General features: G+C 51.5%; 19 protein-coding genes and 1 tRNA gene. 9 read left to right on the top strand and 11 right to left on the bottom strand.

Annotated elements, in window-relative coordinates; translation table 11 throughout:
• Positions 1 to 270: 270 nt before the first annotated feature.
• Entirely contained in the window at positions 271 to 405 is a 135-nt protein-coding gene (locus B142_RS14160) for a hypothetical protein (RefSeq protein WP_259816105.1), read from the top strand.
• Between the two features lie 285 nt (positions 406 to 690).
• Here the strand turns inward: B142_RS14160 and B142_RS0103195 are convergent, their stop codons facing one another.
• Positions 691 to 1707: an iron-siderophore ABC transporter substrate-binding protein gene (locus B142_RS0103195; protein WP_018120105.1), complete on the bottom strand. Its 1017-nt coding sequence runs from the start codon at positions 1705 to 1707 to the stop codon at positions 691 to 693.
• Complete coding sequence (locus B142_RS13945) at positions 1704 to 1904, bottom strand: hypothetical protein (protein WP_236658164.1); 201 nt, start codon at positions 1902 to 1904, stop codon at positions 1704 to 1706. Before B142_RS13945 ends, B142_RS0103195 begins: the two co-directional genes overlap by 4 nt.
• 452 nt (positions 1905 to 2356) lie before the next feature.
• On the opposite strand from B142_RS13945, the gene B142_RS13940 reads away from it, so the two are divergent.
• From B142_RS13940 to B142_RS0103155, 6 genes are all read left to right on the top strand, one after another.
• Positions 2357 to 2593, top strand: coding sequence for a hypothetical protein (locus B142_RS13940; protein WP_018120103.1), 237 nt, complete (start codon positions 2357 to 2359; stop codon positions 2591 to 2593).
• Positions 2594 to 2667: 74 nt separating this feature from the next.
• Complete coding sequence (locus B142_RS12840) at positions 2668 to 3486, top strand: HipA family kinase (RefSeq protein WP_018120102.1); 819 nt, start codon at positions 2668 to 2670, stop codon at positions 3484 to 3486.
• Between the two features lie 134 nt (positions 3487 to 3620).
• Positions 3621 to 4334: a hypothetical protein gene (locus B142_RS0103175; protein WP_222703919.1), complete on the top strand. Its 714-nt coding sequence runs from the start codon at positions 3621 to 3623 to the stop codon at positions 4332 to 4334.
• Positions 4335 to 4863: 529 nt separating this feature from the next.
• Positions 4864 to 4998 carry a hypothetical protein gene (locus B142_RS14155; protein WP_018120100.1) on the top strand — a complete coding sequence of 45 codons (135 nt, stop codon included), beginning with the start codon at positions 4864 to 4866 and terminating at the stop codon, positions 4996 to 4998.
• A complete protein-coding gene (locus B142_RS0103165; RefSeq protein ID WP_018120099.1) occupies positions 4988 to 5215 on the top strand; it encodes a hypothetical protein in 228 nt (75 codons plus the stop codon). The genes B142_RS14155 and B142_RS0103165 overlap by 11 nt, the downstream gene beginning before the upstream one ends.
• 376 nt (positions 5216 to 5591) lie before the next feature.
• The gene (locus tag B142_RS0103155) at positions 5592 to 5819 is read left to right on the top strand and encodes a hypothetical protein (RefSeq protein WP_018120097.1); all 228 of its coding nucleotides are present in this window, start codon (positions 5592 to 5594) and stop codon (positions 5817 to 5819) included.
• A gap of 41 nt (positions 5820 to 5860) precedes the next feature.
• Here B142_RS0103155 and B142_RS0103150 read toward each other — a convergent pair whose 3' ends face one another.
• Positions 5861 to 6232, bottom strand: a complete 372-nt coding sequence (locus B142_RS0103150) for a hypothetical protein (RefSeq protein ID WP_018120096.1) — start codon at positions 6230 to 6232, stop codon at positions 5861 to 5863.
• 725 nt (positions 6233 to 6957) lie between these two features.
• Between B142_RS0103150 and B142_RS0103140 the strand changes: the two genes are divergently transcribed.
• Positions 6958 to 7590 carry a hypothetical protein gene (locus tag B142_RS0103140; RefSeq protein ID WP_018120094.1) on the top strand — a complete coding sequence of 211 codons (633 nt, stop codon included), beginning with the start codon at positions 6958 to 6960 and terminating at the stop codon, positions 7588 to 7590.
• Positions 7591 to 8459: 869 nt separating this feature from the next.
• Here B142_RS0103140 and B142_RS0103135 read toward each other — a convergent pair.
• From B142_RS0103135 to B142_RS0103105, 6 genes are all read right to left on the bottom strand, one after another.
• A complete protein-coding gene (locus tag B142_RS0103135; RefSeq protein ID WP_018120093.1) occupies positions 8460 to 8789 on the bottom strand; it encodes a hypothetical protein in 330 nt (109 codons plus the stop codon).
• Positions 8790 to 8957: 168 nt separating this feature from the next.
• Positions 8958 to 9248 carry a hypothetical protein gene (locus tag B142_RS0103130; RefSeq protein WP_018120092.1) on the bottom strand — a complete coding sequence of 97 codons (291 nt, stop codon included), beginning with the start codon at positions 9246 to 9248 and terminating at the stop codon, positions 8958 to 8960.
• 375 nt (positions 9249 to 9623) lie between these two features.
• Positions 9624 to 10166: a hypothetical protein gene (locus B142_RS12835; protein ID WP_018120090.1), complete on the bottom strand. Its 543-nt coding sequence runs from the start codon at positions 10164 to 10166 to the stop codon at positions 9624 to 9626.
• 174 nt (positions 10167 to 10340) lie between these two features.
• Entirely contained in the window at positions 10341 to 10703 is a 363-nt protein-coding gene (locus B142_RS0103115; RefSeq protein ID WP_018120089.1) for a hypothetical protein, read from the bottom strand.
• A gap of 495 nt (positions 10704 to 11198) precedes the next feature.
• Positions 11199 to 11495: an RNA-binding protein gene (locus tag B142_RS0103110; protein WP_018120088.1), complete on the bottom strand. Its 297-nt coding sequence runs from the start codon at positions 11493 to 11495 to the stop codon at positions 11199 to 11201.
• 392 nt (positions 11496 to 11887) lie between these two features.
• A tRNA-Leu gene (locus tag B142_RS0103105) sits at positions 11888 to 11964 on the bottom strand.
• Positions 11965 to 12119: 155 nt separating this feature from the next.
• Between B142_RS0103105 and B142_RS0103100 the strand changes: the two genes are divergently transcribed.
• A complete protein-coding gene (locus B142_RS0103100; RefSeq protein ID WP_039733636.1) occupies positions 12120 to 12950 on the top strand; it encodes a DUF368 domain-containing protein in 831 nt (276 codons plus the stop codon).
• Here the strand turns inward: B142_RS0103100 and coaD are convergent.
• Positions 12947 to 13444 carry a pantetheine-phosphate adenylyltransferase gene (gene coaD, locus B142_RS0103095; RefSeq protein ID WP_018120086.1) on the bottom strand — a complete coding sequence of 166 codons (498 nt, stop codon included), beginning with the start codon at positions 13442 to 13444 and terminating at the stop codon, positions 12947 to 12949. The genes B142_RS0103100 and coaD overlap by 4 nt on opposite strands.
• Positions 13445 to 13542: 98 nt before the next feature.
• Positions 13543 to 14124, bottom strand: a complete 582-nt coding sequence (rsmD, locus tag B142_RS0103090) for a 16S rRNA (guanine(966)-N(2))-methyltransferase RsmD (protein ID WP_039733635.1) — start codon at positions 14122 to 14124, stop codon at positions 13543 to 13545.
• Positions 14125 to 14144 lie beyond the last annotated feature (20 nt).

Raw genomic sequence — 14144 nt, 5'->3', positions numbered from 1 at the left:
ATCCGTACTTCTACTGCATACGAGTAGTTCCGACTAAGCGTAGCGAGGCAACCACCGTCATTAATATCGTAAGGGAATATATCTGGGAATGGGACCTCTACAGAGCTTTGAAAATCCCATTTTGGTTCCCCAAATGAATCGTATCTATTGTATGTCTGCATCTAACTAGTATCGTTCTGTAGTTGGCCACTTATAGAACCCACGTCGACTTATATAAACCGAAGTTTTCTTTACTGCTGGAACCCTCAGAAAACTGTACTGTAGCTAGACTTGGCTCGTCTCCCCTATAGGTCAGCAAATATCTTCCGCGCCGTTGTCTTCGAAGGACCATTTTTGACGGTTACCGCTACCGCTCTTGACGCAGTTTATCGCATGCTGCGCGATGGGCTGAAAGTTGCGGTCTAATTGAAAAGTAGAAACCTCTCTCCTCGCCCGTACCCGTGTTCACTTCAACGGTCTGCTGTACCGCAGGATGGATGACTGAAGGGGGTACTTCCCCGTAACTCGGACCACTGGGACTGGAGATTCGGCATGTTTCGACATCTCAACTCGACGGAGCCCCGCGAAAGGGCATGCGGACGAAATCTTGGAGAGATTTTCCGCATGACCTGTCGTGGAATTTAAGAGCTTTCAACGACAGCAAGATTGCCCCGGCACTTTCGCGCGGGGCGGCTCAGAAGTTGATTCAGACTACTTCGTGGCGTCTGCCAACGGCTGCTCGATCTTGTCCAGCAAATAGTTCAGGCTCAGCACGGTCTGCCACCCGAAGGCCTTTTCCAAGTCGCCTTCCAAATAAACACTGCGTCCGTCCTTCACGGCAGGCAGCTCGCCCACGATCGGATCCTCGATCACAGAAGCCTTGCTCTGCTTCGGAGAGTAGGACAGCTGATCCCAGACCAATATGTCGGAATTGATCTTGGCTGCGTTTTCCTTGGAGACCTCGCCGTAGAACTTGTCCTTGGTGATGCCCGCGTAGGCCGGGTTGATCTTGAATCCCAGCTCGGTGAAGAAGCGGCTGCGCGGATCACCCTCGGCAAAGACCGCCAGATTCTCGTCAGAGACAGTGGCTACACCGAGTTCCTTCTCGGCCCACTCTGGGTGGCGGGCCTTGAGCTCTGCGAACTTCTCCTTGACCTGCTCCACCTGGCGCTTTGCCTCTTCAGGCTTGCCCACGGCCTGCCCGATCTCTTCCGTGGTCACGTCCCATGGTTGCTGTAGTTCTTCGTATTCGCCCTTTTGTACGACGACAGGGGCGATCCCAGACAGCTTCTTGTACGTGGCTTCATCGATATCCGAGTAAACGGCCACGATGAGGTCTGGCTTATCCTTAGCGATAGCTTCCGCATTAACCTCTGCGTGTTTGTCGATCCGAGGAGTCTCGCCCGCGATCTTGTCATTGGACCAGTTGCCCGCAGCCTGACCATCCGGGGTCATTCCGTCCCAGTAGTTTACGGAGACAGGAGTAACTCCCAGTGCCAGCAGTGCGTCCTGATCCGTGTAGCCCAAGGAGACCACACGCTGTGGGGCTTCCTTGATTTCGGTCGAGCCGTAGCGGTGCTCGATGGTGGTGGGGAATGCGCCCTGTTCGGCGTTGACTGCCTGGGAATCCCCGGAGTTTCCGGACTTGTCATCAGTCGAGCACGCGGTCAGTGCTGCGCCCAAGGTCAGCACAGCAGCGGTGCTAACGAGAATCTTCTTGAGTGTCATTTTTCTCCGTTGTTATTGGTTTCGGTCGCGGGCAGTTCCGAGTTGTCGTCGAGACGAACAAGGTCCAGAACAATCGCCGGCGCCGGCACGTCGGCAACGCGCGATCCGCAGACCATCGCGATTCCTCCCTCGTGAGGGATGGTGACTCGGCAAGGGGTTCCGCCGAAGCGACCTTGCGAGACGTGCGCGGAACGCACGTGGACGCGCTAACCTCGGAATTCGAAGTAAGTCTGATGCAGCATCATGTAACGCCTCAATGACGTCTTGCCCCGCGCGCTCAATGACACACACCGGGAGCCCATGCTCACTGGCGTGCTCCTCAACGGAGTCTGCCCACATTTGCTCATAAGGGTGATCGCTGGCGGGGTGCGCAACTACCAAAACTGCTTCATGACCAACCCTGATGACCGTAGACAACGTCCGGTGCCCCCACGGCTGATAGCCGGAAACAGCAACTCGCATACAGTGAATGTTAGCTTATGTTTACCTATCTAGTCAATGATGAAAGTAGCGCAACTTCCATGACAGATTCCCCGGACATGACCACCGTTCACCGAATCTCGGTGCCCACAGACGCAGATGCCCTCGTCTTCACGGTCCCCTACCGTTCGGACGTCGAGCTCACCGAATCGATGCCCACCGTCGATATGTGCATCTTGGGGCATACCTATCCATCGACCGGAAGGTATTCGTCATACGGTGCACCGCACGCCACGATGACCGCAGCGAGGAGTACGCCTCTCAAGCATTCGCCAGCACACTGGCCACCGAACTTCCGGCGATCATCATCAACAGCAGGCAGATAGTCCTGGTGGGGCAAAGCTTCGGCGACAGCTCCGTCCTGCGCACTGCACTGATGGCTTCCACCGAAACAACGCCCGCATAATCGATCTGTGTCTTAAGTTACAGTAGAATCAACTTTACAAGCGACCGACCAGCATCATAGTTGAAATGAATTAAATGAACTCCAACGAAAATGTAATAGACTTCGACGCGCACAGAAAACGCCAAGAGCGGATTGAATTGGTTCTGCCGCGTCAAATGGCAAACTCCGGTTCTAAACCATTCCTTGGTCTTGCTAGTGACGGAAATTCTTACTGGTGCAAACGGTTCGAGAATCCTCATGGGCACGAAGCCGTCATTAACGAAGTTGTCGCAAGCATTACTGGTGAGACTATCGGTGCCCAAATACGCCCGTGGCAAATAATTCATGTACCGCAGTCTTTGAGTGATACCTTGATCACCAGCGACCATAACCGTACTGATCGTTATCGAATCGGCAAATTGCCTCTTTTCGGTTCTTTGAATTTACATACATCCACCGTTTGCACTTCTCCGGCTGTTATTCCCCATGTCACCGACGACGCAAACATAAATCACATTCCAAAAATCTTGGCTTTGTGGGATCTCTGCTGCGTTCACGACGATCACCAATTACTTATTGATTGCGATGCGGATAATCAGCTGTGGTCTATTGACCACGGTTTCTGGTTCGATTCATTCGAACAACCCTGGGGGTACGGCCCTCCAGAGGCGAAAGGTGCTACCCCAGACTTGCCGATGTTAAGGGCGCATATTCCTCAGGAATGCTGGGATAAAGCCAGCGCAGCTGTCGACGCTCTCGACAAAAATCTCTTCGCGACTATTTTGGACCAACTGCCTCCAGAATGGGCCGTCGATAAGAATGAAGTATCTAACCTAGTAAATTATATACTGTCTCGAAAACCATTTACACTGTCAAGACTAGAGCGATACCGCAATACCAATGGGAGGAAGTGACAATGCAATTCAGATATTGGACTGTCCGCATAGTCCCCTCACCATTAGCGATTACGTCCCTCGGATATGGGGTGATCGTCCAATGCGTATCCACTGGCGAATCAGAATGGCAATTTCTCGATGACCACAGCGGAATGGGAGCAGTACAAGGTGCCGTCAAAACCGCACGGAAAAACCTGGAAACACAGCTCAAACAACTACAAGATGCAAACCACGCGTTAGACATCGAGGGCACCGAGACGCTTAACGATTACCTTGGTTGGTGTGTCGATCACTGGAACAATCTATTGCGCGTTGATGCTGCGAAGTTCATGCACGCGGCCTCCCTGACAGAGGCGTGCGCTCTCTTGTTCAGCCAGCTAATAGAACCCCCTGCAAGGAACCAACCAGCAAATGATGTGCGCAATCTGCGGGTTAAAATCAAAAAGGCTTATCAAAATCAGCCACTTGTTCGCACTGCAATAAAAACTGACTCGACTCTTATCATTGCGAAATATCAACTGAACCCAAACTGTGCAGTCGTGAAAGCAGACACAGTGCTTGAACTCAACGAAGCATTCAACTTCGCGACTGCGAATCCGAATGCTGGTTTCGCAAATGTGGAAGCCTGGTCACTAAAAATCGAAAAAATGCAAAACACGAGTTCACAGCTAGAATTTGCAAATTCCCGAGTCGAAATCGGCAAGGATACAGACATCGTAGCCTTCTACTACGAACCTCAGACTAACGGGCAATTTGATACCTTTAAGCGCGCGCGAGAAATTTGGGATGCTTCGCGAGTGCAATATCTGCCGATTGACGCTGTGGAATCGCGCGCAACCGAGTTAAGCAAGCGGCTAGCCGCATGACGTTGCGGAATGGGATACACCGTTATTCATTTGACTAGGCCTGGTCGCCCCCACACGCCAGGCTGCGTTCAACCAGATAATTGAGCGGGGCGTTGAATTAGGGATATGCGACAAAGGGGGGGGTACAGATCATTTGCAGTAGCCAGATTTTAACAGGTAGTACCTGGTAACAATCTTTCATTTTCGCCTGCCTATTGGCATAAAATTAACGACCAACCTGGTAGCGGCCAGGGGTTATTTTGAATGTGTTTTGAGTGCTGGAAAATGACATAAATTTAACTTAATTCCAGTTTAGTAATACCGTACCAGTGCGGTAGAATGATTATTGTCAGACCAAAAGGCGCTACAACAACTAAATAGAAGAACTGAAAATGTCAGCTACACAGACATCATTGCGACAATCACACTGATCGTAATGATTTTGATCTGGCTCGACACTCGCAAGTAGTGCCGAATAGCCACTAACAAAAGTCCCGGCCATAAATAGGATGGCCGGGCACCCCTCACCATACAACACGAAAGGAAAATCATGCGATTTACGCTCATCTCCACCGCTGCAGCCACCATCATGGCCTTGGCGGGTGCTAGCGCGTTCTTCATTCCTGCTTTCCTTGCCGTCGGTATCGCCATCGACAGCAACGAAAGGAAAAAGCATGCAGCCTAAGATCATTGACGCAGACACGGGGAAAGAGCTTTGGCGCGCCGTAGAGTGCGCCAAACACTGCGACATCACCACTCGCACGTGGGCAAACTACTATGCGAATGGGCGCACACCCGACCCTGTCGCCATGCTCGATGGCCGTAGCGCATTGTGGTTTGCCGAGGATATTAAGCACTGGCACGCAAACCGGCCCGGCTCCCCGGCTCAGCTACGCCGGTAGCGTTATCCTCCAACCGTTTTCCAGTTATCAGCGATGCTTGGTTCGGAGCGACCCCCTGGCGACTATCGATAGAGACAGCTTTTTCATCTCAAATCATAGGATTGAGATGAAAAAGCTGGAGCTAGATAGCTAAGCACCTCGGGAGCTGAATAGAGAAAGTACTCAGCTCCCGGGGTGCCCACCCTCTCTCAAAATACCACAACCCAGAAAGGACACATCATGGACATCATGTCTACAATTTCCAGCGCACTAATAGTGCTCGCGATACTTATCGCACTCACCATAGGAGATACCCCAATATTCTGGATGGTCATGGGCGCCACTGCGGTTACGCTCACAATTGAGACCGTCCAGATCGTGCAGAAATGGCGGAAACATGCAGCCTAAGATCATTGACGCAGACACAGGGAAAGAACTCTGGACCGGCGCGGATTGCGCCGACCACATTGGAGTGAGTTACGCAGCGTGGCGTAACTACTCAGCCAATCACCGCACCCCAGAGCACGTCGCCATGATTTTAGGCCGCACACGGCTGTGGCTTGCGGACGAGGTGCGCGAGTGGCACGCGAACCGGCCCGGGTCTCCCCATCAACTACGCAAATAGTGGTAGCCCCGGTATTCGCTAGAACCTGTATAGGATCCCGATTAAGCAGTCCCCATCCCTAATGCTGCACGAATCGCAGGGCCAGCGGTATTGACATCATCGACCTTAAGCTCAATATCGGGTTGGCCCCATTTTTCGCGGACAACAGCCAGCGCTTGGGCAACCGTAAGATCATTATCCGCACAATCAATGATTAAACGTTGCAGGTCATTGCCTAGACGCCAGTCATAATAAGAAGCATCTACGGGCGAATCATCACAGGTAAAAATCCGCTTTTCATCGCAAATAAGCGGGATAACCTTATCCCGGGTGCGGTACACCATAGCAAGACCAGGCCGCGGCTCATCCGACCATGCTGCGTAATGCTTATTCGGCAGCATTTCTAAGCCCATTTCCTTATACCGATCAGACATCTTGGCCGATCACCTCCGCATATTCGTCGTAGTCAAAAAATCATTCATTCCCCCACTACTTCCTTACCAACTTACGCGCTAGGAAGTAGATCCGCCCTGCAAAAACCAGATTGAACGGGTGCGTTCTGCGTTAGCCTCCGGTCCCGGAAACTCCACAAACTATCTCAGACAGCTAGACCTGCTCACGCTATTTTCCATGCGTTCCCAAAACGTCGCCGTGCGATCATCTGCGCAACAAAGCCTTTCAATGGTGCAGGCGTTGCGCCACACGCAGGCGGCATTCCAGGTGCAATCTTTTGACTCCTGATGTTTTGACGCTCGCTTGTTAGCTACACTGGTTAAATCAACATGGCTACCCCGATGTGTCCATTTTCAGGAGGCAGCCCCAATGCCGGATGAATGGCACGTAAGCAAAGATTAAGTCGATGCTCTCGTTCGCGATCTTCTCACCCGAAAACCATTCATGGTATCGATATTAGAAGACTACCGGGCCACGCTAGGAAGGGAGTAGCTATGCGATTCAGATACTGGACTGTTCGCGTGGTCCCATCCCCACTCGCGATTACGTCGATTGGGTTCGGCGTGATCGTACAGAATCCTGACAACGGCGAAGCCCTGTGGAAATTCCACGATGATTACCGTGGAATGTACGGGATAGGGAATGCTGTAAAGAGCGCAAAGAGGCAGCTCAGTACCGGCTCAAAGGCTTACGAGAATCAGGATTGATGCTTGATATTCGTGGATCGGAAACACTCCCTGACTACCTCAGCTGGTGTTCAAATCACTGGAATAACTTGTTGCGAGTCGACCATGAAAAGTCAGTGCTATCGGATTCTTTAGCAAACGCGTGTGATCTTCTATTCCAAGAATTCATCACCCCGAAACGGCAAAAGCAGCATAGAATAACCGCTTCTAGCTTACATGCCCAAGTCAAAGAAGCTTACCAACGACTTCCAACGCTCAAAAAAGCGGTAAGAACGGGTTCTAGCGTGCAATTCTCAGGCTACAAGCTGCAACCTAATTGTGCGGTAGTGCTAGACGACGTCGTCTTCGAATTCAATGATGCATTCAACTTTGAGACCGAAAAGTCCGAGGCCGCGTTCACGCGTGCAGAAAATTGGGCATTAAGAATTGATAAGCTCAGGCACAGTAATGCATTTTTGGTTTCTGACGATGCGAAGCTCACGATTGACGATGACACGGAAATTCTCGCTTTCTATCAGTCCCCACCCCGTGAAGAACAATTCAAAGCACTAGAACGCGCGCAGAAAATTTGGCGCCAGTTAGGAGTCCTCGACATCCCAATTGAACAGGCACCTAATCGAGCAGTTGAATTACAGTTAAAGATCGCGGCTTAACAGGGAAGAATTAGCGCCCTCTCAAACCATGAATTCGACTGAATTTCCCATCAAAAGCGGTCGATTGTCACTTTCCTTCACCATGAACAACTTGGGGTGTTCAGCAAGTGGAACAACACCCGGAAAGCCTCAGATCCACTAAAGTGGAATAAGTAAACAGCCAGTGGGATTAGAAAGCCTCCACGGCTGGATACGCTAATTACCCAGCCGGGGGTCACCCCCTCACACTACAGAAAGGACTTACAAGATGACAATCATCACCGCACTTATCAGTGCATCATTCATCATTACTAAAGCTCCAGTTTGGGCTACCGCCACAGCACTTACAGCCACGACCGTTTGCTTAGCCCTGGATACCCGCGAGCATTGGCTAGAAAGGCAACACCATGCAGCCTAAAATTATTAACGTGGACACTGGCCAAGAACTGTGGTCGGCGCAATCTGAGCCGACCACAGTGGAGTGAGCTACGCAGCGTGGCGTAACTACTCCGCCAACCATCGCATCCCAGAACACGTGACTACGATTTTGGGCCGCACGCGACTGTGATTGACAGACGAGGTGCGGGAGTGCCACGCGAACCGGCCAGGGTCTCCGGCTCAGCTATGCCAGTAGCATTATCCTCCAATCTTTTCCCAGTTGTTAGCGGTGCTTCGTTCTAAACGGTTCCCCGGCCACGGTTGCGCGTCGTTGCGAAAACCCCTGGGTTATCTATTTTTTGGGCATGAAAATCCCCGCCACCAACCAAATGGTGTTGGGGTTGCGCGCTAAAAAGGATTCAAACCTCAACGAACTGTCACCAGATAACACAAAACCACCCCGTTAAAATAGGGTGCTTGAAATTGATTTTTAGATAAGCGAATACCTTTAGTTAGTGGCCGTTTGATTCGGCAACCACTTCATCAGAATCAGCACCAAACAGAACAACTTTTTGTTCTACTGAGCTAGCAACTACCTCAAAAAGTCGTGCAGCCGCTCCAGCATCAGTTTGCTCGTAAACGTCGATAACCATCTCGTATTCGTCGATATTTGGTTTCAAATCCCAAAAAGCAGTTACATAAGCACCGCCCGGAGTGCTGAATCTATAAGTCTCCAGGGAATCATCATCAGGATTTAAATTAAGGCACTCCCCAGCGGCATCAAAAACCTCAATTACTTTAGCCAGCCGAGCATCAGTAACGAAAGCTATACTCTCAGCCACGTTTCCTTCTCGCCACCCTATTATCCTGTGAAATAATAATCACTTCCTGAACACGATCATACCGTGCTTGCGCTCGATCCACCTGCGCAATCGCTTCTTCGAGAGTTAATTCAGTTCTATGCAGATCGATTATCATGTTGGGTCTGACCCCGGGGCACTTCAAATTGATTAAGTTGACGCATTGTCACCAGCAATGCCAAACCTATCAACCGCTTCATAATAAAAACGCACCCACAATTCACCCCGAATTTGATCAGTGATGAAGCGGTCGACAACATCTACCACTTCGCGAGCGAGAGGAGCATTTATCGTATCGAATAACGTAGCTAGCGCAATATCCGGATAACTAAACTCGTTATCAACTTTCGCGTCCTCAACAGCATCTTGGGGAGCTGAAACTTTATCCACTAGCCACTCAAACAAGTCACGTTCTTTAACTAAACCGTACGGCCCATTCATTACGGGTAACCCACTTTCCTGAAACGAAATAGGCTGTCATATCATACGGCTCATTGTCCCTAATCTGGTACACAACCCGGATCTTTACACCATCAACCTGACCAAGAATTGTACGCTTATCTCCATTCTTCCTTGGTTTGACCTTCTCAAACTCTAAAAGATCACGCACGGCATCAACAATCTTTTGATCTGACCCTCCGAGGAAACTTCGACGCACCAGAATACCGAGAATCCCGCCCATGGCCCGCGCGAGTCGAGGCCAAATGTAACGGCATATCGCCATTATTCGTAGGCCGATCTCCCACCTGTACAACACATGCCCAGGCCCCAGGAAAGTGAACATTACAAAAATCCCTCCTTAAGGAATCTTGTTAGCTATACGAGTTTGCCGTGCACCGGCCACACATCAGGAAACGAATAATCCGAGGCCTCTTCCTTCGAAGAAGCACCTGGCTTCAAATTCTCCACCGGGTAATCTGACGGAGGTGCGGCACGCTTAGCAGCCTGCGCCTGTAGCTCGGCAAGACGCTTCGCGTTGTCGTCGAACGTCTCCGGGTTCAAGCCAAGCAGATCTGCGTTGTCCTCCGAGATTCCGTACTTTGACAGTGCCTTCGACCGGGCAAGCTCCACCTGGAACTCTGTAGCTTTATTACGCTCAGCTTCCAGCGCCTCCTGGGCGCGCTGCAGCTCGGTCTTCTCGGCGTCCTGCATTTCACGGAACTTTTCAGCGTCGGCTCGGTACTCATTACGTTCGGTGCGGTATTTCGCGTTTTCCTTGCGTAATTTTTCAAGCTCTTGCTGGTAGGACTCGGTGGTGCGCTCTGGTTTTGAGTGCCCCTCCTCCTGGGTGGAGTCCTGCTGGGCCACCTCGGCGGCTTCGTTGTGTCCGTCATTGGTGGCGGTGGTTTCTTCTGCCATTGCGTAACCTCCTGGGTTATCTAATTTTGGGCATGAAAAAAACCCCCGCCACCAACCATGTGGTGTGGGGGTTGCGCGCTAAAGAGGAATCGAACCTCAACGAACTGTCACCAGATAGCGCAAAAGCCACCCCATAAAAACAGGGTGGCCAAAGATTAGAGTATCTAAACAGGCTTATGTACCTAAAGCGGCTCGAAGCTCTGGACTCGCATCGTTGACATCAGCAACGGGAAATTCAATATCGGGTTGGCCCCATTTTTCACGGATGACAGCCAATGCTTCAGGCACCGTAAGATCATTATCCGCGCAATCAATGATTAAACGTTGCAGGTTTTTACCAAGCTCCCAATCAAAGTCAGAAGCGTCGACGTCTCCATCAGCACAAAGAAGTATTTTTTCTTGGTCACTAAGGACAGGAATTACCTTACCTGAGGTACAGTAAACCCATACGATTCCGGCGCGCGGCTCATGTGACCATGCTGCGTAATGTTTATTCGGCAGCATTTCTAAGCCCATTTCTTTATACCGATCAGACATCTTGACCGATCACCTCCACATATACGACAACGTCGCAAACTATTTCCTTCAGTTTGACCTGCTCCCACCGTTTTCCATGTATTCCCAAAACATCGCGATGAGATCGGCGTCATAGACACAGCCACCGCCGTTATAAGGATGGTCCCTTCTTCAGAACGCCGTAGACTCATAAATGAATCCTTATCATTATTCATCCTTGTAGCAATTTGCGGCACTATGTGAGGCCAGGCCGCCGGAACTACCAAATGGCTGACAATCGTCGTTGGGAACAGCGCACCGCACCAACCAAAAATGATTAACCCTTAACCGGCAAATCATCTCCTCATACGAATTTCACGATCCCTCTTACAGGACAGCCCATAAAGATCTGGGCAGAACACCCGCCACCAAGCACCCATAAACGGGCACCCAGAAACAGGGGTTTCTAGTACACCAGTAAGGAATCAAACCTTACTCAAACACCCACCAAGGTGGCGCCATCTCAATTACGCAAAGCTAAGCAGACACACCGACGCGCTGCTTCGCCTTTACCAAAAAAGCAGCGACAATAGACGCATCACCGTTGAATTCTTGTAGGCGCGGAATAAACCGTTCAATTATTTCCACAGCTTCCTCAGGCAAAGGCGCATTTGCTGCATTCAGCAAACTTGCAACACCTATCGCTGGGTAACCGCCATATTCCATGTCCTCAAACGCATCAACCCAACTAAACTCAGAAACGACAGGGCGCATTAGGGGCGCAACTGCATCCCACAAATCATATTCAATCTGATTAACCAATTCTGATGCCATCGTACCCTACCATTTCGTTTCACATTCGACGTTTCAAAACCTGGTGTGGGCAACGAATGCCCTCAAAGACCCTGCCCCTTTGACGTGCTCCCAATTAATTGGACTGAGAAAACAGTTTCTGACTAGTGGGGAGCACGTCATACCATGACCCAACTGGAGATGACCAAGCAAAACCCCTTGGCCCAACTGGTGACAACGTTAAGAAAAGCAGTGTTCACTCATGTTTGAGGCTTGATTCTCTTTAAATACTTATTATCGAATATATATTCGAATAATAATGAGGTGGGTCATTCCAGACCTATCGCCATAACGAGGGGAGGTTGGTTTAATTATGGACATTAAATGGACACCAACCATGTTTTAATATCCATTTTCGGCGTTTCCGCTGGTTATGGTGCCCCAGGTGAGACTCGAACTCACACTGGACGGGTTTTGAATCCGTTGCCTCTGCCAATTGGGCTACTGGGGCGTGCGCTAAATAGCCTATAACACCATCCCCGTAATTAACTAATCAGCTGCTCATAAGCTATTTTCGTGACCTTTATCGAATGGCAGCAGCCACCAATTACCGACACTTCCCGGTCTGGCCATTACTGGCGCCAGGCGATGCATATAATAGCGCGCATGGTTACTCATCTCCTCAACATTCTGCGCGGTGCGCTGATCGGTTCCGCAGAACTGGTTCCCGGCGTCTCCGGCGGAACCGTCGCGTTGATCGTGGGCATCTATGAACGCGCCCTTCACAACGCCAATCTGCTGCTGAAAGCAAAATTCCGCGAAGTCGAATGGATCTTCCTGCTCACCATCGGCGTCGGCATGTTCGCCGCCGTATTCGGCCTATCCGGCATCCTGAGCTCCTTCGTGGAAGGCACCCCAGATGTTGCCCGCGCTCTATTCTTCGGCATGGTGGCGGTCTCCATCATCGTGCCGCTGATGATGATTGACGAGGACCTGAGCAAAAAGAAAGGCCCGGCCATCATCACGTTCCTGATCGCCGCCGGGCTCGTCGCATTCGTTACCGGGTTTACCTCCGAACCGAACCGGGACCCGTCACTGATCGCGGTCTTCTTCGCCGCAGCTATTGCGGTCTGCGCCCTAGTGCTGCCGGGTGTATCCGGCTCGCTGATCTTGCTGACCCTGGGCCTGTACAACTTCGTCATCGGCTCGGTCTCCGACCGCGACCTCACCGTGCTGGCTGTCTTCGCCGCTGGCGCACTGACCGGACTGGTAGCCTTCGTGAAGGTCATCAACTACTTGCTGGACCAACACCGCACCCTAACCCTAGTGGCCATGGCTGGCCTGATGGTCGGCTCACTGCGCGCGATTTGGCCCTGGCAAGGCGACGGTGACGCGAACTTCCTGACGCTCATCCTGATGATGCTGCTTGGCGCGGTCATTGTGGCGGCCTTCGTTATCGCCGACCGCACACAAGCAAAAAAGAAGGCACAGGTTTAACCAAATTTTTCGGCGATGGCTTTGGAAACTGGCTCCGGCAACAGATCCGAAACATCACCGCCAAAGCGGACCACCTCTTTGACCAACGACGAAGAGGTGTAGCCGTATTTTTCATCGGTGAGCAAGAAATAAGTATCAATGCCAGAAAGCCGCTTGTTCATCTGCGCCATCGGCAGCTCATATTCATAATCCAACGAACTGCGCAGGCCTTTGACCAAACAATCAATGTTGTGCTCATCGGTATATTTCACCAGTAGATCGCTCCAGGCATCGACACTGACGTTATCGCAATCAACAGAACGCCGGATCAACTCCATGCGCTCTTCGACGCTAAATAACCCCTTCTTATTCGGGTTAGCTGTCACCAGCACCGTGACGTGATCAAAAGACCGCGCAGCACGGGTGATGATATCCACGTGCCCCATGGTCACCGGATCAAACGATCCCGGGCACACTGCGGTGGTGCGTTTATTCTGCTGGGTATTATCGCTCATTGCTTCTCCTTGTGTTGCTGGGTATTGGGAAAGCCAAGGCCCCGGAATTTTCGGTCCGAAATTTCAATTTCGGGGTGTTAGTAGCAGGCTTATAGATATCAGCCGTCGTTCTCAGTTCCACGGTAATTGGCCATATCCATCCGCGCTTTGCCGTAGGTGCGGCGTTTCAACTTCTGCGTGGTCGGAACAAAGCCTTCTGGCCACGGAGCTTCCGCTGAGCGCACTTCCCGCTCGATCACCACCATGGCATCCGGGTTCAGCACTCGCGGTAGCTGATCCAACAGCTCTGCCAGCTCGTCGTTGCCTACCGCATAGGGCGGGTCTGCTAACACCAGATCAAAGCGCTCGCCGGTACGCGAAATGTAATCCAGCGCGGGTGCCGCAACCACATCAATCTGGGCGTCTACATCAGCCAACACGGCAGCATTGCCACGGATGATTTCGCAGGCCTCCTGGCTGGCGTCGACAAGCACCACCCGGTCTGCTCCCCTACTGGCAGCCTCCAAGCCCAGCGCGCCGGAACCAGCAAACAAGTCCAGCACCCGCGCGCCGGGAAACTCCAAACGCGCATTCAGCGCAGAAAACAGCCCCTCCCGGGCGCGGTCACTAGTCGGGCGAGTACCTTCTGCGGGCACCGCAATCTTTCTGCCACGGGCACTGCCTGCAATAATCCGAGTCATGCCCACCAGTGTAACCGGCG

It is taken from the genome of Corynebacterium propinquum DSM 44285 (assembly GCF_000375525.1).
Lineage (GTDB): Bacteria > Actinomycetota > Actinomycetes > Mycobacteriales > Mycobacteriaceae > Corynebacterium > Corynebacterium propinquum.
The sequence above is the reverse complement of the archived record's forward strand: the minus strand, read 5'-3'. Positions and strand labels throughout refer to the sequence as shown.